At 61.3% G+C, this 24,191-nt stretch carries 31 protein-coding genes; 28 read left to right on the top strand and 3 right to left on the bottom strand.

Annotated elements, in window-relative coordinates:
- Nucleotides 1-9 precede the first annotated feature (9 nt).
- From MM194_RS07525 to MM194_RS07415, 24 genes are all read left to right on the top strand, one after another.
- Complete coding sequence (locus tag MM194_RS07525; protein WP_163156093.1) at nt 10-240, top strand: hypothetical protein; 231 nt, start codon at nt 10-12, stop codon at nt 238-240.
- A gap of 150 nt (nt 241-390) precedes the next feature.
- Entirely contained in the window at nt 391-984 is a 594-nt protein-coding gene (locus MM194_RS07520; RefSeq protein ID WP_241343210.1) for a regulatory protein GemA, read from the top strand.
- Entirely contained in the window at nt 977-1,417 is a 441-nt protein-coding gene (locus tag MM194_RS07515; protein ID WP_241343209.1) for a Mor transcription activator family protein, read from the top strand. Before MM194_RS07520 ends, MM194_RS07515 begins: the two co-directional genes overlap by 8 nt.
- A gap of 114 nt (nt 1,418-1,531) precedes the next feature.
- Nucleotides 1,532-1,864: a hypothetical protein gene (locus tag MM194_RS07510; RefSeq protein ID WP_241343208.1), complete on the top strand. Its 333-nt coding sequence runs from the start codon at nt 1,532-1,534 to the stop codon at nt 1,862-1,864.
- 24 nt (nt 1,865-1,888) lie between these two features.
- A complete protein-coding gene (locus MM194_RS07505) occupies nt 1,889-2,467 on the top strand; it encodes a hypothetical protein (RefSeq protein WP_241343207.1) in 579 nt (192 codons plus the stop codon).
- A gap of 23 nt (nt 2,468-2,490) precedes the next feature.
- Nucleotides 2,491-2,772 carry a hypothetical protein gene (locus MM194_RS07500; protein ID WP_241343206.1) on the top strand — a complete coding sequence of 94 codons (282 nt, stop codon included), beginning with the start codon at nt 2,491-2,493 and terminating at the stop codon, nt 2,770-2,772.
- 118 nt (nt 2,773-2,890) lie between these two features.
- Nucleotides 2,891-3,478, top strand: a complete 588-nt coding sequence (locus MM194_RS07495; protein ID WP_241343205.1) for a glycosyl hydrolase 108 family protein — start codon at nt 2,891-2,893, stop codon at nt 3,476-3,478.
- A complete protein-coding gene (locus tag MM194_RS07490; protein ID WP_241343204.1) occupies nt 3,475-3,777 on the top strand; it encodes a hypothetical protein in 303 nt (100 codons plus the stop codon). The genes MM194_RS07495 and MM194_RS07490 overlap by 4 nt, the downstream gene beginning before the upstream one ends.
- Nucleotides 3,770-3,991 carry a hypothetical protein gene (locus tag MM194_RS07485; RefSeq protein ID WP_241343203.1) on the top strand — a complete coding sequence of 74 codons (222 nt, stop codon included), beginning with the start codon at nt 3,770-3,772 and terminating at the stop codon, nt 3,989-3,991. The genes MM194_RS07490 and MM194_RS07485 overlap by 8 nt, the downstream gene beginning before the upstream one ends.
- Before the next feature lie 21 nt (nt 3,992-4,012).
- Nucleotides 4,013-4,240, top strand: coding sequence for a TraR/DksA C4-type zinc finger protein (locus tag MM194_RS21930; protein ID WP_277605070.1), 228 nt, complete (start codon nt 4,013-4,015; stop codon nt 4,238-4,240).
- Nucleotides 4,221-4,523, top strand: coding sequence for a DUF2730 family protein (locus tag MM194_RS07480; protein ID WP_168234779.1), 303 nt, complete (start codon nt 4,221-4,223; stop codon nt 4,521-4,523). Before MM194_RS21930 ends, MM194_RS07480 begins: the two co-directional genes overlap by 20 nt.
- Complete coding sequence (locus MM194_RS07475; RefSeq protein ID WP_241343202.1) at nt 4,520-4,816, top strand: ArsR family transcriptional regulator; 297 nt, start codon at nt 4,520-4,522, stop codon at nt 4,814-4,816. Before MM194_RS07480 ends, MM194_RS07475 begins: the two co-directional genes overlap by 4 nt.
- Nucleotides 4,817-4,818: 2 nt before the next feature.
- The gene (locus MM194_RS07470; protein ID WP_241343201.1) at nt 4,819-5,394 is read left to right on the top strand and encodes a DUF3486 family protein; all 576 of its coding nucleotides are present in this window, start codon (nt 4,819-4,821) and stop codon (nt 5,392-5,394) included.
- Complete coding sequence (locus MM194_RS07465; protein ID WP_241343200.1) at nt 5,394-6,956, top strand: terminase family protein; 1,563 nt, start codon at nt 5,394-5,396, stop codon at nt 6,954-6,956. Before MM194_RS07470 ends, MM194_RS07465 begins: the two co-directional genes overlap by 1 nt.
- On the top strand, nt 6,956-8,590 hold the full coding sequence (locus tag MM194_RS07460) for a DUF935 domain-containing protein (RefSeq protein ID WP_241343199.1): 1,635 nt from the start codon (nt 6,956-6,958) through the stop codon (nt 8,588-8,590). Before MM194_RS07465 ends, MM194_RS07460 begins: the two co-directional genes overlap by 1 nt.
- A complete protein-coding gene (locus tag MM194_RS07455) occupies nt 8,590-10,059 on the top strand; it encodes a phage minor head protein (protein WP_241343198.1) in 1,470 nt (489 codons plus the stop codon). The genes MM194_RS07460 and MM194_RS07455 overlap by 1 nt, the downstream gene beginning before the upstream one ends.
- Before the next feature lie 19 nt (nt 10,060-10,078).
- Nucleotides 10,079-10,279, top strand: coding sequence for a hypothetical protein (locus tag MM194_RS07450; RefSeq protein ID WP_241343197.1), 201 nt, complete (start codon nt 10,079-10,081; stop codon nt 10,277-10,279).
- A complete protein-coding gene (locus MM194_RS07445) occupies nt 10,279-10,725 on the top strand; it encodes a phage virion morphogenesis protein (RefSeq protein WP_241343196.1) in 447 nt (148 codons plus the stop codon). The genes MM194_RS07450 and MM194_RS07445 overlap by 1 nt, the downstream gene beginning before the upstream one ends.
- A gap of 224 nt (nt 10,726-10,949) precedes the next feature.
- Nucleotides 10,950-12,089 (top strand): phage protease, encoded by a 1,140-nt coding sequence (locus MM194_RS07440; protein ID WP_241343195.1) that lies wholly within the window; start codon nt 10,950-10,952, stop codon nt 12,087-12,089.
- A 44-nt stretch (nt 12,090-12,133) separates the two neighbouring features.
- On the top strand, nt 12,134-13,042 hold the full coding sequence (locus MM194_RS07435; protein WP_241343194.1) for a Mu-like prophage major head subunit gpT family protein: 909 nt from the start codon (nt 12,134-12,136) through the stop codon (nt 13,040-13,042).
- Nucleotides 13,043-13,251: 209 nt separating this feature from the next.
- Entirely contained in the window at nt 13,252-13,623 is a 372-nt protein-coding gene (locus tag MM194_RS07430) for a Rho termination factor N-terminal domain-containing protein (protein WP_241343193.1), read from the top strand.
- A 3-nt stretch (nt 13,624-13,626) separates the two neighbouring features.
- On the top strand, nt 13,627-14,040 hold the full coding sequence (locus tag MM194_RS07425; RefSeq protein ID WP_241343192.1) for a phage protein Gp36 family protein: 414 nt from the start codon (nt 13,627-13,629) through the stop codon (nt 14,038-14,040).
- Nucleotides 14,037-14,483 (top strand): hypothetical protein, encoded by a 447-nt coding sequence (locus tag MM194_RS07420; protein ID WP_241343191.1) that lies wholly within the window; start codon nt 14,037-14,039, stop codon nt 14,481-14,483. Before MM194_RS07425 ends, MM194_RS07420 begins: the two co-directional genes overlap by 4 nt.
- A complete protein-coding gene (locus MM194_RS07415; protein ID WP_241343190.1) occupies nt 14,480-15,229 on the top strand; it encodes a hypothetical protein in 750 nt (249 codons plus the stop codon). Before MM194_RS07420 ends, MM194_RS07415 begins: the two co-directional genes overlap by 4 nt.
- 95 nt (nt 15,230-15,324) lie before the next feature.
- On the opposite strand, the gene MM194_RS07410 is transcribed toward MM194_RS07415, so the two are convergent.
- Nucleotides 15,325-15,705, bottom strand: a complete 381-nt coding sequence (locus MM194_RS07410) for a hypothetical protein (protein WP_241343189.1) — start codon at nt 15,703-15,705, stop codon at nt 15,325-15,327.
- A gap of 60 nt (nt 15,706-15,765) precedes the next feature.
- Between MM194_RS07410 and MM194_RS07405 the strand changes: the two genes are divergently transcribed.
- Complete coding sequence (locus MM194_RS07405) at nt 15,766-15,981, top strand: hypothetical protein (RefSeq protein ID WP_241343188.1); 216 nt, start codon at nt 15,766-15,768, stop codon at nt 15,979-15,981.
- 83 nt (nt 15,982-16,064) lie between these two features.
- On the opposite strand, the gene MM194_RS07400 is transcribed toward MM194_RS07405, so the two are convergent.
- Both MM194_RS07400 and MM194_RS07395 read right to left on the bottom strand, forming a co-directional pair.
- The gene (locus tag MM194_RS07400) at nt 16,065-16,829 is read right to left on the bottom strand and encodes a hypothetical protein (protein ID WP_241343187.1); all 765 of its coding nucleotides are present in this window, start codon (nt 16,827-16,829) and stop codon (nt 16,065-16,067) included.
- Nucleotides 16,830-16,865: 36 nt separating this feature from the next.
- On the bottom strand, nt 16,866-17,171 hold the full coding sequence (locus MM194_RS07395; RefSeq protein WP_106843618.1) for a hypothetical protein: 306 nt from the start codon (nt 17,169-17,171) through the stop codon (nt 16,866-16,868).
- 151 nt (nt 17,172-17,322) lie between these two features.
- On the opposite strand from MM194_RS07395, the gene MM194_RS07390 reads away from it, so the two are divergent.
- Genes MM194_RS07390 through MM194_RS07380 form a run of 3 tightly spaced genes read left to right on the top strand, consistent with a single transcriptional unit; the run spans nt 17,323 to nt 24,130 of the window.
- Nucleotides 17,323-20,145, top strand: coding sequence for a tape measure protein (locus tag MM194_RS07390; protein ID WP_241343186.1), 2,823 nt, complete (start codon nt 17,323-17,325; stop codon nt 20,143-20,145).
- Nucleotides 20,142-20,510 carry a hypothetical protein gene (locus MM194_RS07385; RefSeq protein ID WP_241343185.1) on the top strand — a complete coding sequence of 123 codons (369 nt, stop codon included), beginning with the start codon at nt 20,142-20,144 and terminating at the stop codon, nt 20,508-20,510. Before MM194_RS07390 ends, MM194_RS07385 begins: the two co-directional genes overlap by 4 nt.
- Nucleotides 20,507-24,130, top strand: coding sequence for a curculin (mannose-binding) lectin protein (locus MM194_RS07380; RefSeq protein WP_241343184.1), 3,624 nt, complete (start codon nt 20,507-20,509; stop codon nt 24,128-24,130). Before MM194_RS07385 ends, MM194_RS07380 begins: the two co-directional genes overlap by 4 nt.
- The last annotated feature ends 61 nt before the right edge of the window (nt 24,131-24,191 follow it).

The raw sequence follows: 24,191 nt of genomic DNA, 5'->3' as shown, positions 1-24,191 counted from the left end.
AGCACGGCGATGACCAAAACAGAGATGGATATTCGGCTTACCAAGATTTTCAGCGCGGCCGCTATTGCACTGGCGACCCCTGACAAACGGGCTGTGTGCAGACAGCTCAAGCAGTTTGATAAAGAGGCTCGCCTGCAGGGCTTCCATGCCCTGGCAGGGGAAGCATGCCAGATGCGTTGGCAGCTGGTGGGGGAATTGCAACAGGCCAGAGCGGCAGAGGTCAGCCATGGCCGCGTCTAACTGGCAGCTGTTGCTGGCTTATGTAATGAAGTTCGGCCCATTGAACCAGCAAGAGGCCGAACAGTGGCTGGATAACCATTGTCCGCAGTGGCGTAGCGGGGCCGAGGTGCCAGCCGGTCAAATCTGGGTAGCGAAAGCAGGGAGGGGAACATGACAGCGAGCAGTGAACGCACCCGCCTGATCCGGTTGGTGCAGGTGGGCCGCCGCTCTTTGGGTCTGGATGAGGAGACCTATCGAGAGCTGCTGGTCCAGCAGAGCGGTAAGCGCTCAGCAGCCGATCTGACGCTCCAGCAGTTGGACAAGGTACTGGTGGCCATGAAGGCTGCGGGTTTTAAACCAACCGTTAAACGCCCTGTTAAAGAGACCGTCAGCAAGCGTTTAAGCCCGGCTCGCGGGGCGCCGGTCAAGACGGCCGAGATAGGGGTGATCCGGGCTATCTGGATCACCATGCACCGCCACGGCCTGCTGCGTGATGGCAGTGAGACGGCGCTCAATCACTATGTGGAACGTCAGACGGTGCGGCTGAATAAAGGGGTTGGGGTGGCCGAGGTGGCCTGGCTCAGTGAGGTGCTGGCTTACCCAGTGCTCGAATCCCTCAAGAACTGGCACAAGCGGTGGATGGTCGAGGCGCTGCAAGCGGCCAAGCGAACTGTCCCCATCAATGAGAAGACCGGACGAGTGGCAGGCTATCAGGCCGTTGTGGCAGCCTTTGAGCAGATGCAGGCGGAGGTGCAACATGGATAGCAGCCAAGAGAATCTGGACCTGTTCGCCGATGACCATGAATCCTTGGGGCAGTTGGTGGACCGACTGGATCAGATCCCGGCGGCCGAGCTGACTGCCAAGTGGCCCAAGGCGCTGGCTGAGCTGGTCGATGTGCTCGCCTGTGAACTGGGACGCAGCGGGATGGCGGCGGATAAGGCCTTGGCCCAGGCCCGCAAGTTGGCGCTGGTGCAGGCTCATTATATGGGGGGCCGGGCCTACTACATTCCGACCGGGGAGCACCTCAAGGCGGCGTTGCGGGATCGGGCCATCTGGGACGAGTTCAACGGCCGCAATATCGATGCGCTTGCCCGCAAGCACGGGCTCTCGGTACCGCAAACCTATGCTGTCGTTGCCATACAAAGACAGCTTGTTCGCAAACGCATGAATCTAGATTTATTTGACGATAAATCTTAGAGACAAGATGTGATAAAAGTAGAGTTACTCGTTTGCTACAGGTGCTTTACCCTATCTATAGTGTTATATTTATGACCATTTTGATATTTTGGTTCTCATTTGAGGCTTGATGTAATGATGCAATCAGGGCGTAAAGAAGTCGAACAGCCTACTATTGAGCATGATCGGAGCTCGACCTACCAAGTTCATGTTGCTAGTGGCGGCGCTATGAACCAAATGGATGGCAGAATTGAATTGTCGTTTTTTGCTGATCGAGTCCGTTACATTAAAGAGGGTTTGGTCGCTCATCCAGAGGACCCTAACTTGATGCGCCCGAATGGCCAGATTGATGCAACTCTTCTTCGGGAGCATGTAGTCGGCATCAGTATGTCACTAGAAGGTCTGATTGGGCTCAGAGATTTGCTCAACACTGTTGCTGTTGATACTACATCCCCTCACAAAGGTTGAATCATTGACTGGAGCTAGTTTCGTATGTCTGTGATCAGGGTAGAAAGCAGCCAACAGAGAGTGTGGGATAATGGTGGGTCCACATTCGATGATCATGCGTTGAATTCTTTTTATGAAAAAGGGATTCGAGTGAGTCAAAATGATGGGCTTAAGATTTTGACTTCATGCGCAGCTGTGGTTGTTATCAGCTTGGTTGCCGGACAGCCAACGGCAGTATCTAATTCTCGGGTTGCACCCACTTCGATACCAGGTCCAAGTGAACAACTGAGGCCTCTGCGTTCTAGCCAACGTGACAGAGCTGATGTTGAGAGTTATTTTGATGTTACAAAGGTTTTAGCAAACAGCTTAGTGTTTGGTGATAAGGTTCTTGAAGAGGTAAGGGAGGAGACAACTATGTTGAATACTACCGAACTTAACCGTCGTGAACGGGTCTTGAAAACCACAATCAATGGTACGGCATTTTTTATGATTGCGGGGCTATCAGTCGCTTTGTTTGGTGGTTTTAGCCTTCTCGAACTTATTCCTGGATTATGCGCTGGTATAGGCGTGTTAGGATCTTGTGGTATTCAGTTGAACAAAGTCGATGCGCATCGTAATCGTTAATTATGGAATGCAGGTTCAGGTTAATGTTTGATTTTTCAAAATTATTTGATTTTATACCTAATACAATTCAAGCATTTGCTTCTTTTGTACCTACAAAAGATAATCATCGTTTCAATATAATTTGCGACATCATTGGGTTAATGATTGCGGTTTGCTATAGCGTGTTAGTGCTATATGGCTTGCAAGCAGCAAAGCTGGAGGGATATCAGCTTACTCTGGCATTATTCGAACGACTTGATGTGGCTTGGATCACACTATTGCTGTTTGCCGCCATATGCTGGGCAACAACATTGTTTAAAAAATAAACGCTACCTAAAGGTAGCGTTTTTCATTATGCGGTTCTTCAGCACTAACCCACCATAAACCCCTGCCCACAAGGCCCCTCGGTACGCTGCGATAACGCAGTTAATCGAGGGGCCTTTTATGTTGCCTGATACCTATCCCATTGCACTTGCCTGGTTGCTTCGTCCCGATGTGGAAGGGGGAGAGGTCAACCATCCCAATGACCGGGGTGGCCACACCAAGTTCGGCATGGCCGATGCCGCCGACGGCAAGAAAGACGGCATGCTCGATCTCGATCGCGATGGCCGGCCGGATATTGCCGTCGGCGATGCGACCCCTGCCCACGCCAAGCTGTTTTACCGCGCGAATTACTGGTTACTCGCCCGCTGTGATCGGGTCGATAGCGTCTGCCCATTGATTGCCATCGCCCTGTTCGACGGCGCCGTGCATCACGGCCCTGGGCGTTCGGTGCGCCAACTGCAGCAGGCGCTCGGCATCATGGCCGATGGGGTGCTGGGCTCCCAGACCCTGCGGGTGCTGGCCGCCAAGACGAGCCGGGACGGTGGCCGTGCCCTGCTGCTTGCCCTGCTTGAGGTTCGTGCCAGCTTCTTACTGAGCATCGTGCGCAAAGACCCGAGTCAGTGGGTCAACGCTTGGGGCTGGATCAACCGCCTGCTGCGCCTGCAGGGTTACCTGCTTTCGGCTCAGTTCGGGAAGGTAACGCCATGAGCCGCACCAGCCTCACCAATAAACACGGCCGAGCACAACAACGGATCCAGGCTGCCGGTTATTTCGGTATCCCCGAGCTGAAAAATCCCCGTTACCTCCTCTGCTTCAAGGATGGGCGCAAGGCCCATTTCAAGGCGGTGTTAGCCGGTGCCGACCTGCAGGCGATCCCGCTTTACAGCCATCACGCCACTCGCCAATCCCTGTTTGCCCAGGGCTGGCAGTCGGTGACCGAGCTGGATCGCCTGCGGGCCGTTGCCCGTCTCTCCCAACCCCAAGATAAGGAAACCCATCATGCCTGATTCCCTGCTACCTCAAGCAAAGCCGGCGCTCAAGAGTCGTGCCGTGATCGGCGGTGTGATTGCCGTGGGGGCCGGTATCGCCGGCCTGTTCGGCATTGATATCGACGCCCAGACCCAGAGCTCGCTCGCCATGACCGCCGTTGATGTGGCCAGTGCGGTGGGTGGCCTGTTGGCGATCTGGGGCCGCCTCAAAGCGACCCATGTCATCAAGTAACCGGTTCGCAAGGAGACGCCCTTGAGCGACCCCATAGACCGCGCCCAGCAGCTCGACGCCGAGCGAACCGGGCGCCTTATTCAGTCCCATCGAACAAGGGCAAGGCCCCAGGGGGATGGCATCTGCTGCGATTGTGATGACGCTATCCCACCCTCGCGCCTTGCTGCAGAACCGGGTGCCGAGCGCTGTATCGAGTGCCAGACCCTGTATGAGCGCAAGGAGGCTGTCCGTGTGGGAATTCATCGTTAAGAACTGGGGGCCGCTGTACGCCCTGGCCAGTCTGGTAGGGCTGGTGGTTATCATCCTGCTCTCCAAGACCTACGCCAAACGGGAGGATCTCACTGCCCTGGTACAACGGGTGCAGCGGGTAGAGCAGGTGTTGGCCGACCTGCCGAGTGAGAAGGAGCTGCACAAGCTGCAGTTGGAGATAAGCGAGCTACGCGGTGAGCTGCGGGAGGTCAAGCCGGAGCTGCGCCAGGCCCGCCGGCTCGCCGATCTGTTGCTGGAAAATGAACTCAAGGAGAGAACATGAGCATTCAAGCGATATTGGACGCCCAGCAACGCCTGGTGATCTTGCGTTCCCTGCTTGATATCGGCGGTGCCGCCAACGAGTCGATCCTCAATGATTGCCTCGATCAGCTGGGCACCGGTCGGGTGACCCGGGACCGAGTCAAGACTCTGCTGGCCTGGCTGGAAGAGCAGGGGCTAGTGCGCATCGAACGGCTCGCCCAGGTGCAGGTGGCTCATCTCACCGGTAGGGGTCAGGACGCGGCCGAAGGGCGCGCCTCTGTGCCTGGCATCAAGAAGCCCCGAGCGGAGGATTGACCATGGCCGAGAAACCGACCCGGGGCCGTGCCAGCAAGGTGTGGCTGCTGCCCGAGGGCATCCGCGATGCGCTCAATGCCATGCTGCGCGACAAAGCCAACAGTCAGGCCGCCATCCTGGATGAGATCAACGGCCTCATCGAGGAGGCGGGGTTGCCCGACGATCTCAAGCTCTCCCGCTCGGGGCTGAGCCGCCACGCCAGCCAGGTGGAGCAAGTGGGCCAGCACCTGCGTGACCTGCGCGAAACCACGGCGGCACTGACCAGCCAACTCGGCGACAAGCCGATGGGGGAGACCACCAAGCTCATCCTGGAGCTCGGCCGCTCTCAGTTGTTCAAGGCGATGCTGGCCCAGGTGCAGAACCCGGAGGAGGCGGTGGATATCGACATGCTGAAAAACGCCATGCTGGCGGCCCAGCGGTTGGAGTCCACGGCCATGCAGAGCCATAAGCGGGAGAAGGAGATCCGCCAGGCATTTGCCGAGGAGGTGGCCACCAAGACCGAGGCCATCGTCACCCAGGCAGGCCTGAGCGGTGAAGCCGCTGCCGCTATTCGCCGTGAAATCCTGGGGATTGTCTGATGACCGCCATTGCTCAGACCCCTATCGCCCAGCAGTTGGCCCAAACACTCGGTACCGAATACAACTCCGACGAGGTGCTGCTGCCCTACCAGCGCATCTGGATTGCCGACGAGAGCCCGCTCAAGATCGCTGAGAAGAGTCGCCGTACCGGCATCACCTGGGCGGAGGCCGCCGATGCCACCCTGACGGCTTCCAAAGCCAAGTCGGCCGGCGGTGGCCACCACTTTTACGTGGGCAGCAACAAGGAGATGGCGCGCGAGTTCATCGACGCTGTGGCCATGTGGGCTAAGGCGTACAACAAGGCGGCCGGCGAGATCCAGGAGGAGGTGTTCACCGACGATGAGGACAAGGCGATCCTCACCTTCGTGGTCTATTTCGCCTCGGGCTTCAAGGTGCAGGCGCTCTCCAGCAACCCCTCCAACCTGCGGGGGATGCAGGGCAATGTGACTATCGACGAGGCCGCCTTCCATGACCGGTTGGCCGAGGTGCTTAAGGCAGCCATGGCGCTGACCATGTGGGGGGCCAAGGTGCGCCTTATCAGCACTCACAACGGCGTCGATAACCTGTTTAACCAGCTGATAAACGACAGCCGGGCGGGTCGTAAAGACTATTCCATTCACACCATCAGTCTGGACGATGCCTGCCGTCAGGGGCTCTATCGCCGCATTTGCCAGGTCAAGGGCACACCCTGGACACAGGAGACGGAGGATGCCTGGAAGGCGGGCCTGCTCAAGGCCACCGCCACCGAAGAGGACGCGCTGGAGGAGTATTTCTGCGTGCCCAAGCAGAGCAGTGGTGTCTACATCAAGCGAACCCTGATCGAGCGGGCCATGCAGCCGGATATCCCCATCCTGCGCTTCACGGCGCCCAAGGATTTCGAGCTGCAAAGCGAGGAGACCCGCAAGGCGGTAGCGGAGCTCTGGTGCGAGGAACACCTCAAGCCCTGCCTGGAGGCGCTCGATCGCAGTTGCCGCCATGTGCTCGGCGAAGACTTCGCCCGCAAGGGGGATCTCTCGGTGTTTGTTCCGCTATCCATCGCGGCCAACCTGCGTAAACGGGTGCCCTTCGTGGTGGAGCTGGTCAACGCCCCCTATGAAACCCAACGCCAGATCCTGTTTTACCTGCTGCAGGGGCTGCACCGCTTCACGGCGGCGGCCTTCGATGCCACCGGCAACGGCGGCTATCTGGCGGAAGCCGCCCGGCTGCGCTGGGGGGCCAGCATGATCGAGTGCGTGATGCTGAGTGACCCCTGGTACCGGGAGTGGATGCCCAAGCTCAAGGCCGAGCTGGAGGACGACAACCTGATTATCCCGCGCCATGCGGACGTGCAGGATGACTTGGGCAAGATCCAGGTTATCAACGGCATCCCCAAGATCGACAAGGGCAAGAACACCGGCCAGGGCGGTCAACAGCGTCACGGTGACTTTGCGGTGGCCCTGGTCATGGCGGTGCGGGCCAGCTGGATGGAGGGGGGCGCCATCGAGTTCACCCCCTTGCCTGGCAAGCGTGATGAAGAGCGCAGGGATGACGACTATCACCGATATGAACGAGGTGCCTGGTAATGAGCGGGATCATAGATATTCACGGCAACCCCCTGCGCCTGCAGAGAGAGCCGCAGAGCGAGAACGACGCCAAGCTGGCCCAGCTGCGCCGCCACTACAGCGAACACCCGACCGTTGGGCTCACCCCCGGCAAGGCTGCGGCGGCACTGAAAGAGGCGGAGGAGGGCAGCCTCATCGCCCAGTGCGAGCTGGCCGAGGACATGGAGGAGAAGGATGCCCACCTGCAGAGCGAGCTCGGCAAGCGCCGCCGTGCCCTGCTCGGGGTGAGTTGGACCATAGAGCCGCCCCGCAACGCCACCCCGGCCGAGAAGCGCGACAGCGAGATGATCCGGGAGCTGCTGGAGGACTTCACCTGGCTGGATGATGCCATCTTTGACGCCACCGACGCGGTGCTCAAGGGGTTCAGTGCCCAGGAGTTCAGCGGCTGGGAAATGGTGGAGGGGCTGCAGCTCCCCAAGGGCATCGTCTGGCGCGACCCCGCCTGGTTCCAGACCCACCCGGATGACTGGAACCAGTTGCGGCTGCGCGATGGCAGCAAGGAGGGGGCTGGCCTCAATCCGTTTGGCTGGCTCACTCACAAGGCCAAGTCCAAGTCGGGCTATCTGGCGCGCACCGGCCTTATCCGCACCCTGGTCTGGCCCTTCCTGTTCAAGAACTACAGCGTGCGGGACCTGGCCGAGTTTCTGGAGATCTACGGCCTGCCGGTGCGCCTGGGCAAGTACCCGGAAGGGGCCACCGAGAAGGAGAAGGCGACCCTGCTGCAGGCGGTGCTCTCCATCGGCCACAACGCCGGCGGCATCATCCCGAGGGGGATGGAGATCGAGTTCGAGAACGCGGCCAGCGGCCAGGCCGAGCCCTTTGTGGTGATGATGGATTGGTGCGAGCGCTCCATCAGCAAGGCCGTCCTGGGCGGCACCCTGACCTCCCAGGCTGACGGCAAGAGCTCAACCAATGCGCTCGGCAACGTGCATAACGAGGTGCGCCAGGAGGTACGGGATGCCGACCTGCGTCAGCTGGCCGCGACCCTGACCCGGGATCTGGTGTACCCGCTGTTTGCCCTCAACGGCAAAAGCTTCCAGGGCCCGCGCCGGGCCCCCCGGCTGGAGTTCGACGTGACCGAGCCGGAGGACATGCGCGATCTGGCCTATCCGCTGCGCGCCCTGGTGGGGATGGGGATGCAGATCCCGGCACAGTGGGTGCGCGACAAGCTGCAGATCCCGGCCCCCAAGGCCGGGGAGGAGGTGCTGGTCATTGTCGATAAGCAGGCAGGAGCAGGGGAGGCAGCACTCAAGGCGCAAGGTCTGGCGGCGCTCTCTGCCGGTAAAGAGACTGCGGGCAAAGAGGCTGCGGGCAAAGAGGCTGCCGGTAAAGAGAAAGCGACCAAGACCCCGGTCCAGGGTGATAACCACGACACCCAGCTGGCCAGGCTGCAGGCCGAGGTGGCGCCCCTGCTGGCGAGCATGACCGATGCGGTCCAGGCGTTGGTGATGCAGGCCTCCACCCTGGAGGAGATCCGGGATGGCTTGCTGGCGCTGGAACCCAACCTGAGCCATGACGAGCTGGGGGCCCTGCTGGCCCAGGCCATCGCCGCCAGCGAACTGCTCGGCATGTTGGAGATGGAGGAGGGCAACTGATGCCGGTGCGCTATGGCTCGCTCCCTTTTACCGATGCGATCGCCTTCTTTCGCCAGAAGCTCGACATGCCGAGTGAGCGCTGGGCCGATGTGTGGCGGGATGCCCATAACCGCGCCTTCATGGTGGCGGGGGCGACCAAGACGGACTTGCTGGCCGACCTGCGCGGGGCGGTGGACAAGGCGATCAGCGAGGGGCAATCCCTCGGTGCGTTCCAGAAGGCGTTCAAGGAGATCGTGGCTCGCCACGGTTGGGAGCACACCGGCCCAGCCTCCTGGCGCTCTCGCGTCATCTTCGAGACCAACCTGCGCCAGAGCTATAACGCCGGGCGCGAGGTGCAGATAGAGCGCATCAAGCACCAGCGGCCCTATGCACTCTACCGGCACGGGGATTCGGAGCACCCCAGGGCGTTACACCTCAAGTGGAACAACCTGGTGCTGCCGGTAGACCATCCCTGGTGGGATACCCACAGCCCCAGCAACGGCTATGGCTGCAAGTGCAAGAAGTTCCTGCTCTCTGCTGCCGACGTCAAACGGCGCGGCCTGGAGGTAGGCAAGGCGCCGGAAGATGGCGACTATGAGTGGGTGGACAAGGCGACCGGGGAGATACACAAGATCCCCCGTGGCATCGACCCGGGATTTGACTATCGCCCGCAAACCCCAGCCGCACTGACCAAGGCCGTGGCCAAGCGGGAGGCGGCCAAGCCGGCGCTGGCGCAGCGACTGCCCGAACGGATGGTGGAGAGCGCCTATTCCAGCGCCAAGGGGGTGACCGCCCAGGGCCTGAGTGACTTGCTGACTCAGTTGCCAGCGCCCCAGCGTGACGGGTTATCGGCGTTCCTCAAGGCGCACCCGGTCAAGACGCTGTTTATCAAACAGACCGAGATGGGCAAGGGAGCTGCGAGTGTGAAGGTAGCCCCGGCGATAGGTGAATATCTCGGGATCGACCCTACCCGTGTGAGGTCTTGGTACACCACGACGGGCGCTGCGAGGACAAACGGGTTTACGTATGTTCAGGCCGACCACGTTGTGATCAAGGTGGCGGCGGGGGATAAACTCAATGGGGTGGATATGCAGGCGGTGCAGGCTGCAGTCTCCCAGGTCATCGTGGATGGCAAGGCAAACCGAGGCCCGCGAGCATGGCAACCGAGAGGTACCAGCGGCGATACCTTCCGCCTACACTGGAGTGTGTCGGCGAATGTAGGTGAAACCGTGGGGCCTGCCGCACAACGGGTCTCTACCTGGTTGCACGAGCTTGGCCATCAAGTGCATTTTTGGGCCGGCGAGCCCGATCTGAGTGGCAGGCTGTTGTTGACCGAGTATGGTAGTAAGAGCAAGCGAGAAGCGGCCGCCGAGGCGTTTTCCGCCTGGATGTTGGCCCCAGAGCAGCTGGCCGAGCACTACCCGGCATTGGCTAAACAGGTTGAAGAGATGCTGGCCAAGGCGGCACTGGCCACCACCAAATCGAGATGAAGGCGAAAAGGAACGAGGCATGAAACTACTGGCCAAAGCCAATACCCTGTTTGAAAAGGGTGACCTGCTCACCCTCGCCGACGTTCAGACGCTGGAGGCGCTCTGCGCGCAAGCGTCTGGCAAAGAGGCGGAGTACCTGGGGGACCTCTGGTCAGCTGCGTTGCTCAATAGTGATGAGCAGGCATTTGCCTATATGACCCGAGTCGAGGATGAAGCCTGATGGCGGGCAGCTTTATCGCCATCAGTCACCACGGGGTGGCCGATGCTCATGAGCTGCTGGCCAAGCTCTACCAACGGACCGGAGATCTGCGGGAGCCGCTGGCGGATATCGGCGAGGGGCTGCAACTCTCCCACCGGGATCGCTGGGATGCGCAAGAGACCCCAGAGGGGGAGCCCTGGGCCCCGCTCTCGGACAAGTACCGCGCCCGCAAGCCCCGCCATGCCGATGAAGTCCTGCGCCTCAACGATGATCTGCGTGACACCCTCAACTATCAGGCCGATCCCCAGTCCCTCTATTTCGGCACCCCGCTCGAATATGGCGCGGCTCATCAGTTCGGCCGTCCCGAGATCGACCTGCCCGAGCGCCCCTATCTGGGACTGTCGGACGCCGATCAGCAAAGTGTGCTGGAGACGCTAGAGGGCTATCTGACCATCGCGGCTCCCTGAGCCCCTGGGCGCGTTTGGCGGGCTTGGGCTGCTACGATGGCATGACCCACTCCCCACCTGAGCAGCAAAATGGCGTTTAAACAGCATTAAACGGCATCCACACCCTTAGCCCCTCCCCACATTCGATCCCATGATGCAGTAACCCACCATAAACCCCACCGCTTTCTCCACTCCCTGACACTGGCAACAGTGATTTTTTGCTGTGAACAGCCGGAGTGAGAGTGATGCCCCAATCTGCCATTGCCCTGGCCATCTTGAACACGCGACCCACCACCCTGGGGCTGGCCGTGCTCGATGCCGCGTTGACGACTGAGGCCGATGGTTGGCAGCAACTCCTGCCCATGGGCCCCTTCAAAGCCCGCGATGGTCGCCCCTTCGATGTGCCCGGTGGCCACTGGCAACTCGACAAGTCCATCGCCACCACCCTCATCAATCGTGTGAGGGAGATGGGGCAAGACATTCTGATCGACTACGACCACCAGACCCTCAAGACCGACCAGAACGGCCAGCCAGCGCCGGCGGCCGGTTGGTACAACAGTGACGAGATCGAGTGGCGCGAGGGGGCTGGCCTCTTTATCAAGCCGCGCTGGACCGATCGCGCCGCCGCCCTGGTGGCTGCCCAAGAGTACCGCTTCCTGTCGGCCGTCTTTCCCTATGACGCCCAGGGTCGCCCCCTGGAACTGCGCATGACCGCCATCACCAATGATCCCGGTGTGGTGGGGATGCAGGCGTTGGCGGCGCTCAGCGCGCTGCCTTTGAGTTCCCAACCCGGCCAGCTGGCCACCCCCATCAAGGAGACCTCCATGAATGAACTGCTGAAAAAGCTGTTGGCCAAGCTCGGCATCGAGCTGACTGGCGACCCGACCGACGAGCAACTGCAGAAGGCGCTCACCGAACTGGACAGCCTGCAGGCCAATGCCAAGAAAGCCCCGGAGCTGGAGGCGGCGCTCTCGGCCGAGAAGGCCTCGCTGGCTGCGCTCAAGGCGCAACCGGGTGGCCAGATTGACCTGGCGCAATACGTGCCGGTAGCGACCTATAACGCCCTGGTCACCCAGGTGGCGGCCCTCAGTGCCAAAGCGGATACCACCGATGCCGCGACCCTGATCAAAGAGGCCCGCACCCAGGGCAAGGTGGTGGCCGCCGAAGAGGAGTACCTGACCGCCTACGCCGCCCAGAAGGGGGTGGCCGCGCTCAAGGCACTGCTGGATCCGCGCCCGGCCATCGCGGCGTTGGCCGCCAGCCAGACCGCCGCCGTCACCCTGCCCGAGAAGAAGGGGGATGCGGTGCTCTCGGCCGAGGACCGTTACGCCGCCGATCAGCTCGGCATCACCCATGAGGCGTTCGCCAAGGCCAAGCAGGCTTAAGCGCGCGACTCAGCACCTCGTTTATCCAGAGAAGGAACACATCAATGGCCATCATTACACCCGCGTTGCTGCAGGCCCTGTTCACCGGCTTCAAGAAGAACTTTGAAGACGCCAAAGGGGAGGCGCCGACCCAGTACACCGAGATCGCGACGGTCATCAAATCGACCACCAAATCCAACACCTATGGCTGGCTTGGCAAGTTTCCCAGCCTGCGCAAGTGGGTCGGGGATCGGGTGATCGAGTCGATGAAGGCGCACGGTTACCAGATCGTCAACGAAGACTTCGAGGCTACCGTGGGGGTCGATCGCAACGATATCGAGGACGATGAGCTGGGTATATATGCCCCCTTGTTCCAGGAGATGGGCCTCGCGGCAGGGGTACATCCCGACGAGCTCTGTTTCGGCCTGCTCGGGGCTGGTTTCACGACGCCCTGCTACGACACCCAGTATTTCTTCGACACCGATCACCCGGTCTATCCCAAGGCCGATGGCACCGGTACCCCGGTACTGGCCGCCAACCTGGTGGTGGATGGCGCCTATACCGGCGAGCCCTGGTTCCTGCTCGATACCAGCCGCGCCCTCAAGCCCATCATCTTCCAGGAGCGCAAGGCGCCGCAGCTCATCGCCATGACCAAGATCGACGATGAGGCGGTGTTCAGCCGCAAAGAGTTCCGCTACGGGGTGGATTGCCGCGATGCCGCCGGCTTTGGCTTCTGGCAGCTGGCGTTCGCCAACAAGCGCGCCCTGACCCCCGACTCCCTGTGGGATGCCTTCTCTAGGATGCGGGCCTTCGAGGCGGATGGCGGCCGCAAGCTCGGCGTGAAGCCCACCTTGCTGGTGGTACCGGCTTCGCTGGAGAAGCTGGCGACCCGGATGCTGGAGCGGGAGCTGTCTGATAGCAGCAGCAACGAGCTGAAAGGCAAGTTGAAGCTGGTGGTGGCGGACTACCTGTAAATCCCACCGTTACGCGCTGTTTAAGAACGGGGTTAAACGGCCAGGGGGTCGGCGTTTAACCCCCGTTTAAACAGGCCTCGACCAGATATGAAAGAGGGAAACATGAGATGGAACACGAGATGGAACAGGCTATTCGAGTTGGCATTACATCAACGCTTCGTCAGGTCTATTTCCGCGCGGGCCTGCCGATTGATCCAGGCAAGTCTGAGATGGCTGTGTCGCCTCTGCAGTGCGAGACCCTGGAGGCCGATCCGCGTCTGGTGGTCATGCGGCTGGCTGAGGACGCCCTCCTTCCGGCAGGTGATGCACCGTCGCCGGATGGGGATCTGGATCCAGCGTTGGGCGACCTGAGCCAGGGGATGGCCACGGGGTCCTTGGCTGGCATGGCCACCGCCGATGGCAAGGTCACCCTGCTGGCCGAGATGAAGGTCGATGAACTGCGCGCCCTGGCCGTGGAGATGGCGATCCCTGATGCGGCCGGCATGAAGAAAGCCGAGCTGCAGGCCGCCATCGTCGCCACCCAGGTGCAGCAGCCGGTGGCAGCACCCGGCGCTGAGTCCAACCAGCAGGGCGGGGAATAAGCCATGTACGCCAGCGTCAATGACATGGTGACCCGGTTTGGCGAGGCGGAGTTGTTGCGCCTCGCCATGACCCCGGCCGGTGAGCTGGATCAGGCTGCCATCACCATCGCCCTGCAGGATGCCGGCGCCTTGATCGATGGCTACCTGGCGGGGCGCTATCCCTTGCCGCTGGCCCATATCCCGAGTGCTCTGGTCCCCCTCTGCGCCGATATCGCCCGCCACCGCCTCTACGGCGAGCAGGCGCCGGAGCAGATTGCCAAACGTAACGAGGCGGCCCTGGCCTTCCTCAAGTTGGTGGGCAAGGGGGAGCTGGCGCTGGGACTGGCGGCCGATGGCGAGCAGGTGGAGAGCCAGAACCTGGCCCAACTGCAATCCGATGGCCGGGTCTTTGGCCGGGGCAGTGGGGGCTTCTTATGAGTGGGCCCACGCTGACCACGCCTGAGCTCGACTACCTGGCGGCGGGGGAGCGGTTGCGGGAGTTACTGCTGCCTTTGAAGGAGCGGGGGCTCAGGGAGGTGTTTGTGGCCACCGACCTGGATGCGGTGGCCAACCTGGGTCAGCACAACCCGGCCATCCATGTGATTTACCAGGGAGAGCGGGAGAGTGAGACCACCCAATCCGGGCGGCAAAGCTCGTTCGATCAGGTCTGGTTGTTGGTGCTGGTGCATAGGGCTGCCCCGAAGGAAACCAGCGCCGGGGTATGGATGGGGCGGATCCTGCAGGCCATCGCTGGCCGCCCCTGTGGTGACAGTACCTTTCGGCGTGAAACCGCACCGGTGAAGCCGAGTTACAAGGGTGGGGTGGTGTATCTGCCCCTTGCCTTCAAGACGACAGTGAAATTCAAGGGAGAACGGTCATGAGCGAAACACTACACCTGGAAGGGGATCTCTATATCGAGACCTTCACTAACAACGTGTCGAACGGGGTGATAGGCCCGGTGGACGTCAACAGCCTGGAGGTCAAACCGGACAGCGATAAGATCAGCATTCCGAGCAAGCGCAAGGGCAAGCTGGGCCAGGCGCGGGAGACCTACTTCGTGCCCAAGCCGGCCACGGTCACCATCAAGACCAGCGAGATCCCGCCGGTGCTGCTGGCCGCCGCCTTTATGGGGCTGGAGAGCCCCATAAACCAGGGGGCGGGGACGCTGACCGAGGTGGCGCTGACCCTGCCGGCGCACCCCAAGTGGGTGAGCCTGGGCAAGACCAATCTCTCGGCCACCGGCCTGGTGGTGAAGGAGGGCGCCACTGCTCTGGTGCTCGGTACTGACTTCGAGATCAATTATGCCCTGGGGCTGTTGCGGGCTACCAAGGTCGGGGCGGTGGCCGATGGCGGCCCCGTGACCGTCAGCGCCAGCTATAACGCCGTTACCGGCACCCGTATCGCCGGCAACGTGCAGCCGGAGGTGAAGGCGAAGCTGACCCTGGATGGGCGCAGCGTGATCGGTGGGGAGTCCATCATCCTGACGGTGCCCCGTGCCAGCCTGGCCCCCAAGAAAGCGGTGGATTTCCTGAGCGACAAGCCCATCGAGATCGAGCTGGAGGGGGAACTGCTGGCCCTGGATGGCGAGACCGCGCCTTTCTATGTGGATCGGCCGGAGATGGTGTGATGAGGGGGAAGTAGAAACGGCGGGGAGACCCGCCGTTTTCACCAACCCCAACCGTTTGTCTGCATGGAGTCAATTGATGTCTTTAGCTAGATTTTTTAACTCAATTTATAACTCTTTCCTTCAATCAGCCCCCCATATGAGAGTGTGATATCTAACCGTTTAAATAGCGCAAGGAAGTCAGCAATATTCATATCAAGGCAAATTTCTTTGACCTTGATTGGTTCTCCGGAAGATTGAAGCATTTCTGGAATGCTTGTATACCCGTTTAATCCAGTGACTAGGAATGTAACACTCACAGGGTCTCTATGTGTGCCACGGTTTTCCCCCGCCCACATAGAAATACCAACAACAACATGGTCATCATTGATATGACCATTATCTTTTAGCCATTTTTCCGCGTCAGTCATATCAGCACGATCAGCCGCAGCGCTACCTTTTAGGTGATTGTATTTAACCGATGCTTTGAAAATTTTCATTTGTTATTCTCATCATTAATGGCCCGTGGAGTCAATCATGTACACTGTAGTCGAAAGTTTATGCAGCCGGAGGTGAGGGCGAAGCTGACCCTAGATGGGCGCAGTGTGATCGGCGGGGAGTCCATTGTACTGACGGTACCCCGCGCCAGCCTGGCCCCCAAGAAAGCTGTGGACTTCCTGAGCGACAATCCCATCGAGATCGAGCTGGAAGGGGAGCTGTTGGCCCTGGATGGCGATAGTGCGCATTTCTATGTGGATCGGCCGGAGACGGTGTGATGTTCGATAGCAGAACGGCGGGGAGACCCGCCGTTTGTTTGTTGTTAACGTCCGATTATGCTGCGCTAATCGAACCTACGACTTTAGGAAACAACATTGGATCTATTCCATATGTCTGTGTAAATAGCCTTTTTGGCTGCTGCAATAGGTGATGAAAGGGGAATCAAATAGGTTGCTTTTTTACTACCGGCATCTTTGATCGAACCACCCATTATCCAGGCTGAGTCGTCATCGACTAGGATGAGGCGGTCATGCAGCTCCTTACTGGACCTGAGTTCGAATGAACTGTTGTACTGTAGACGATGTTTGCTAATGTAGGTCGCTACATCCCCCGCGTAGCGGTCTGCAAGGACACGAACAGCAATACTAGAAGGAACCGATGATAGATAGGCATTAAAGGCGGTGCCGTCGAAATAGGGGTCAATTATTATGAGGCCCTTCTTAGCACTATTGACGATGTTCTTCAGGTCGGTGAAGAAGCGGTAAACATCTCCTGGCGCATAAGCGCTTCCTATTTCACTTCGACCATCAAGTTCTAATTCCAACTTCAATTCTTCAATGGCGTCGAGAACCTGACCTTGAATCATGTTTATCGCTGGTTTCCAATATTGGGCCAAAGTGACATAGCTTGCTTTGAAGCTTGTTTGATGGCTGAGACCAAGGCGAGACAAGATAGCTCCGACAGTTGCTAACCATTGGCGCTGCGGTGTGCTGACCTCGAAGATCGGTACGTCACCAAAGGTAGGTGCTTGATCAAGGGCCTCACGCAGCTTAAGGAGCAAGATGTGTTTTTCAACCGGTCCGTCACCCTCAAGCTTTTTCATCATTCTCTGAAGTTCTGCTGACATCTTGCCTCCGATGCTATGAAATTTATTATGTGATCGTTATGCTTCTGGGCATGATTTAAGTTGGGTTTTTAAAGATGATATGCTCCCAAGTGCCCATACAATATGCTGAGAACTATCGTGACCGTTTGTAATATCGTACCCAACGGCGGCACAGATATGAGTACAGGCATATAAGACTTTCTCTAGGGTGTAGCTATCGAAATCTTCTTCGGCAGCATCAAACTCTGCCTGGATTGATCGCGTAGCGGCATACACAGCAGCTTTTTCGAACGCTGTGTTTGCCTGTTCGGCCAGTTTAGCTAGTTCCTTTAAACGGTTGGCCAATAACATTGGGTCATTCATGTAGGGTTCCTTTTGGGGTCTAAGTTTTACTAGTACAGCGTACTCGAACGTTCGAAGCCTTCATGTGACATATCTCTGTAAGATGCAATAAATTCCCCCGTTTCGTCATCTCTTCAAAATAGGGCATATCCTAGTTTTTCAGGAATGCCCCATGTCCACCTCTTCCACCCTCAAACTTGCCCTGGAGCTGGCGGCCAAGGTCACCGGCCGCGAGGACCTGGCCGCGCTGGCGGGGCAGGTGCAGGAGTTGGGCCCCCTTTCTGACGAGACAGCCGCCGAGACCGAGCGCCTGGCGCAAACCCTGGAAGGTCTGACCCAACAGCGCGACCTGATCGCCCAGTTCGAGGCCAGCGGCCGCGCCCTGACCCAGCTCGAACTGGCCACCATACTCTCCCGGGATAAGTTGGCCGAACTGCGCCGCGAGCAGCAGGGGGCTGCAGGTAGCGCCCGCCAGCTCACCGACCAGGAGCGGCTGCTGGCCTCCGAGCTCAAACAGCTGGAGCGCCAGCTGGTCGCCCAGGCTGCCGCCCATACCCGCCTTCATGCCGGTCTCACCCAGGCCGGGCTTGACACCCGCAACCTCGTCCAGGAGCAAAACCGGCTGCAGCGTGAGCTGCGCGAGAGTGCGGTCCAGACCGAACGGCTGGGCCGTTCTCTGCAGCAGGGTGGCCAGCAGGCGGGCGGGTTCCATGGTGCCATCGGTAGCCTGACCGGCCGCCTGGTGGCCATGGCCGGCACCTGGTTCGGTATCCAGACACTCACCTCCCAGCTCGTGGCTATGTTCCAAACCGGCGATCAGGCCGAGCGCCTCGATGTGCAGCTCAAGGCGGTGATGGGGTCGATTGCGGGTGGCGCCGAGGCGAGCGCCTGGATCCAGGACTTTGCCAAGAACACCCCGCTGCAGCTCGATGAGGTGACTCAGGTGTTCGTGCGCCTTAAGGCGTTCGGCATCGACCCCATGAATGGCGCCATGCAGGGCATCGTCGATCAGGCCTATAAGCTGGGCGGCGGCTTTGAAGAGGTGCAAGGCATCTCGCTGGCGCTCGGTCAGGCGTGGGCCAAGCAGAAGCTGCAGGGGGAGGAGATCCTGCAGCTGATTGAGCGCGGGGTGCCGGTCTGGCAACTGCTGGAGCAGGTCACCGGCAAGAACACCGCCGAGCTGCAGAAGCTCTCCGAGGCGGGCAAGCTCGGCCGAGACACCATCGCCGCGCTGATGAACGAGATAGCGGCCCAGTCGAGCGGGGCGGCGGCCAACAACATGAGCCTGCTCTCCGGGCTCATCTCCAATGCCCAGGACAACTTGGCCAAGTTCTACCGCTTGGTGGCCGAGAACGGGGCGCTGGCCTGGCTCAAGAACCAGCTGGCCAACCTCAACGCCGAGTTTGCGGCGATGGCCAACGATGGCCGCCTGCAGGCCTGGGCCAAGCGCATCTCTGACGGCATCGTTTCACTCGGTGAAACCCTCAAGTCCTTTATCCAGACCGTCTATGAGTGGCGCGATGCCCTGCAGGTGATGGCCCAGGCCTGGCTTGGCCTGAAAATCGCGGGCTGGATTGCCGACCTGCGCGGACTCTATGGCCAGTTTATCGCGCTGCCTGCCGCCACGGCGACCGCCGCCGGCGGCATGACCACCGCAGGTACGGCAGCGGCGGCGGCCTCGATAGGTGTCAGGGCGTTGGGGGCGGCGGTTCAGGCGCTGCTGGCCGCCATGACGGTGGAGGCGGTGAGCCAGATCATCCGCATGGCCGGTGCCCTCAAGGAGTGGATGCAGGCCGAGCTGGCCCTGCGAGAGTCGCAGCGCCTGCGCTCCGAAGCCCAGGCCCAGCTCAATGGCCAGTTGGCTGCGCTCTCGGCAGAGCTCGGGATAGCCATCACCAGTGTTGCTGATATGGATCGCGCCATTGCTGAGGGCAAGGTGCATTACGACGAGGCGACCGGCAGCTATCGGAGCGGGGCCGCCGCCGTCAAAGAACTGGGCACGGAGGCCAAGCAGGCTCGCGATTACTTAAGCGAAATCAACGCCGTGGCCAAGCAGACCGCCGCAGATGGCCCGGCCGCCCTGGCCAAGGCTTTCGACGAGCTGGGGCTGGACTTCGAGCGGGCCAATGGCCGTATCGGGGCAGGTTTTCAGAAGACCCTGGGGGCCCTGGATGTGTTGGTGCAACACACCGGTGCCAGTGCCGCCGCCATCGAGGAGGCGTTGGCCAGCGCCTACAACAGCGCAAAAACCAAGGCCGAGATCGATGCGGTGATCGAACGCCAGAAGCAGCTGGCCGCCCAGGGCAAACTCACTGGGGATGCACTGGCCAGATCCATGTCTGTCGCCGCCGACGCCATGAACAAGGTGAAGGGGGGCAGCGGGGAGGCCAAACAGGCGGTGGCCGCCCTCGGCGATGGCTTCGATGAAGCCGCCGCGCGGGCCAAGGGGGCCACCGATGCCATGCGCCAGGGCTTGCGCGGCGTGCAGGATGAGGCCGAGCAGACCGGCAACGCCGTAGCCTCAGCCGGGGGCAGCGCGGGCAGTGGCCGGGGAGCGGTTACCCGCACGGCCGATGCCGGCTCCTTCTTCTACAAGACGGTGGATATCAACGGCCTGCGCGGCAACGCCGATGCCCTGGCCAACACCCTCGCCGGGGTGGAGGAGGAACTGGCCCGCTACAGCCAGAAGGTCAAAGACATTCCCGCTTATAGCGAGTGGAGCAAGTATTACGGCGAGAAGTTCCAGAAAGAGATGGAGGCGATGCGCACCAAGCTCCAGCAGGAGCTGAGCAAGGCCCAGGCCAAGGAGGCAGACAAAGCCGCCCCTGAGCCGAGCCAGTCGATCGCCAATGCCAACCAGCCAAGCCAAGGCCAGCCCCAGCTGATCATCATCGAGCTGCGGGCCCCGAACGGGGACAGGGCGCGAGTGCAGGCCGATGAAGCCAATGCCCAGGCCTTTATCAGCCTTCTTACACAGCAGGGATTGCGCCAATGAACGTGACCTTAAACAGCGTGCTGTTACCCGATGATCTGGTCTGGCGCGACGAATTCGACTGGGCGCCGGTCGAGCAGGTGGTGACCCCCACCCTGAGCGGGGCGCTGCTGGTAGAAGAGACGGCCAAGCCGTCAGGCCGTCCCATCACCCTGGTGGGTCATTGCCCCCGCGCCACCGTGCAGATCCTCAAGGCGCTGGAGGCCGTGCCGAGCCAGCTGCTGACCTTGACCCTGCTCGACGGCGTGGCGCGCACCGTGTTCTGGCGCCGTCCCGGCGTGGTGGTGACGGCCCTGATCGAGATGGCCGACCCCGAGGCGGGCGAGCCCTATGCCCTGACCCTTAACCTGACCGAGGTAACTGCATGACAACCGGCATTTTATCAGGCGACATTCGGCTGATGGCCAGCCAGCGGCTGACTGACACGCCCGATGGTGGTGGCCGGGTTACCGGTCACGAGATCGTGAGCGGGGAGCATAACAGCGTCTTTCCCGACATTTCAGACCTGGATCGCGCCTATGGTGTGGTGAACCTGCGCAAGCTGTTTCTGGCGGTACAGACCGACGACACGGCCACCTACTATGGCGCCAATGCCACCGTGCTGTTGCCGCCGGCCGATCCCAACGTCGGCCTGTGCCTGATGAGCAGCAAGGATCACCACGATACTCGCACCGAGGCCCGCGACCTGCTGGAGCGCTATCTGGCGCGGGGGCCAAAGTGGCGCGGCTTCCTCTACGACACCCAGTTGCAGGGCCAGCGGGCGATCCGCTTCTTCCAGCGGGTCGAGGTGCGTCTGCCGGAGATCGGCGAGACCCTGGTGCTGGTCGGCAACGAGGGCAAGGCCGGGGAGTTCGAGCAGTACGTCAGGGTGCTGGACGTAGGCCAGCAGTTGGCCAAGTTCCAGATCCCAGGGGTGCCGGAGTTCACCCGCAACGTGGTGACCTGCACCCTGGCCGATCCCCTGCGCTACACCTTCGAGGGGGAGCAGCCCACCCCCTATGACGTGGTGACCAACCCCAAGACCGCCCTGCGCGAGACGGTGGTGGCCGATGCGGCCAACTACTTCGCCACCACCAAGCTGGCCGAGGATGCCCACTTTGGCGCGCTCCAGGTGAAGGCGAAAACCATCTTTACCCAGCTGGTGCCGGCGGCCCGCTCTGAAACCCCAGCCGTGGATCTGACCGCTGCCGGCGAGCTGGCCAGCCTGGTGGATTCGGGCAAGGGGCAGGTGTCTTTCAGTACCGTGGCCAGCATCGCCCCCAGCCGGGGCCTGTTCCTCGGCACGGGCGCGCTGCCCGGCACGGTGAGCATCACCATAGGCGCGGCGCTGATCACCGACCGGGGCGGCTCCCTGGTGGTGGGTGGGTCCGTGATAGGCGCCATCGACTACGGCCGGGGGCAGTGTGAGTTCAATGCCCAGTGCCCGAACTACGGCACCCAGAGCAAAACCGTCAGCTTCTGGCCGGCGGCCCGCCCGGCCCGCATCGCCGATACCGTCAGCATCGAGATCAAGGCCAACAACCGGGGCTATGCGTTCACCAACACCCTGCACCCGACCCCCGCGCCAGGCAGCTTGACCATCAGCTTTATGGCGCAAGGCAAATGGTACGACTTGAAGGACAACGGCCGGGGCGAACTGCTGGGGCAAGACAGCTCTTATGGATCTGGTCTGCTGAACTTCGCCACCGGCTCGGTGCTGTTGACCCTGGGCGCCCTGCCGGACGTGGACACCAGCATCATGTTCAGCTGGGCCACACCGGTGAACTACACCAACCGGTCAGGCCAGCCGATCAGCATCGGCAAGAGTGCCTGGCAGCTGCCCCACACCGGCATCACGCCCAAGAGCCTGGTCCTGACCTGGGGGGTGGACAAGACCGCCAACGACGCGGTGGGGGATGGCAAGATCCGGGGCGACATTACCGGCATCATCAACTATGCCGAGGGCATCATCGATCTGGAGCACATCACCCTGCCCGCCCTGGGCCAGGAGTACGTGGCCCAGTACCAGTATGGTGAGCCGGTGACCGAGCATCACGTCGAGCCTGGCCGCCTGAGTACGCCCGGCATGGTGGGGCACCTCTCCATCACGCTGGACGGCTTGGACGGCGGCGGCGCCCACAACCTCACCCCCGGCAGTCTGCGGGTGAAGTTCAACGCGCTCTATCACGCCTTTGATGTGGACGATCAGGAGCTGGTGATCCAGACCCGCGATCCCATCATCACCTTGCAGGATGACGGGCTTGGCAAGTTGCGCGATGCCAGCGGCAATGAGCTGGGGGCCATCGACTACGCCGCCGGCACCCTGCATTTCATGCCGGACGGCAGCGCCCCCTTGCCCAAGCCAACCTATGCCTGGGTGACCGTGGGCACCCGCTGGGAGGGCAACCAACAGCTCGCGGTGCAGCGCTGGACCATGACCGGGATCCAGTACCACAACACGGCCTACACCTTCCCCGATGGTCAGCAGGGGTGGGTGGATGTGACCTACCGCAACAACAACTCGGCCCAGGCGCAAAACGCCACCCTGACCGCCCAGGCGCTGCGCATCGACGTGACCCCCGGCTTTGCCGAGGCGATCCTGGAGGGCTCGCTGCGCTTCACCCTGGGGGGCAGCACCTACGTGGATCGCCAAGGCCTGATCTACCGCAACCCCGACCCGGAGACCGGCGCCGGCATTCAGGCGGGCACCATCGACTACTCCAACGGGGTGGCGGTGCTGGCCGACTGGTCGGCGGGGCAGACCGCTCAGCCGCAGCTGCACTCCCTGGCCACCTCGTTCAGCGCCCAGTCGGTGGATGCGGTGACGTTCAGGACGCCGGGCGCCCCGTTGGCCCCCGGTAGCCTCTACATCAGCGCCAACACCGCCAGCGGACGCCGCATCGAAGCGACGGCCGACGGCGACGGCTACTTTACCACCCTCGACATGGACGGGCGGGTGGACTACCAGACCGGCATCGTCTCGGTGCGCTTTGGCCGCAAGGTCACGGCCGCCGGCAACGAGGCCCAACCCTGGTACGACGCCGAGCAGGTGGGGGAGGATGGCAAGATCTGGCGCCCTGTCAGCGTGGTGGCCGACACCATCCGCTTTAACTGCGTGGTGTTCAGCTACCTGCCGCTGGATGCGGATCTCATCGGGCTGGATCCGGTGCGGCTGCCGTCTGACGGTCGGGTGCCGTTCATCCGCAAGGGCAACATCGTGGTGGTGCATAGCACCCAGCGCAGCGCCTTCCCCATGGGAGTAACGGCGGGGCAGCAGCTCAACACCACCCGCCAGCGGCTGGCGTATGCCCATGTGGAGGACAAGAACGGCAAGCAGCTGGCCCCGGCGCTCTACAGCGTCAACCTGGACAGCGGGATCGTCACCTTGGCCAGCCCGCTGAACCTGACCGGTTACGTGGAGCCCCTGGTGGCGGTGCATCGCATCGAGGACATGAGCCTGGTCTCCGACGTGGAGATCTCGGGCCGCCTGGTGCTGGCGCGGCCGCTGTCTCACGACTACGACGCCGCCGACACCCTGGTATCGAGCGCGCTGATCATGGGGGACCTGTGGGCGCGCTATACCGGGTTGTTCGATCAGAGGGTCTGGACCAACACCTGGTCTGATTTCCTGATCGGCGACCCCTGCACGGCGCAGTACAACGACACCGCTTACCCGCTGCTGGTGACCAACCGGGCCACCCTGCAAGAGCGCTGGGCCATCATCTTCCAGTCCAGCACCAGCTTTGTGCTGGTCGGGGAGCATGTGGGCCAGATCGCGGTGGGGGACGTTAACAGCGACTTTGCGCCGCTCAACCCCAACAGCAACCAGCCCTATTTCTTCATCGACAAACGAGGCTGGGGAGCGGGCTGGGCCTCGGGCAACGTGCTGCGCTTCACCACCCAGGCGGCCAGTTACCCGGTGTGGGCGATCAGGACCATCTTGCAGTCGGTGGCAGCGATGGAGTCGGACAAGTTCGAGCTGCAACTGCGCGGCAACGTCAACCGCTGATGTGGCAATGACCGGGTGGGGCACCGTGCCTCACCCCCTTATTCAAGTGGGGCATGACGCC

Source organism: Aeromonas sp. MR16 (genome assembly GCF_022549315.1).
GTDB classification, from domain to species: domain Bacteria; phylum Pseudomonadota; class Gammaproteobacteria; order Enterobacterales; family Aeromonadaceae; genus Aeromonas; species Aeromonas aquatica.
This window is presented reverse-complemented; position numbering and strand designations above follow the sequence as displayed.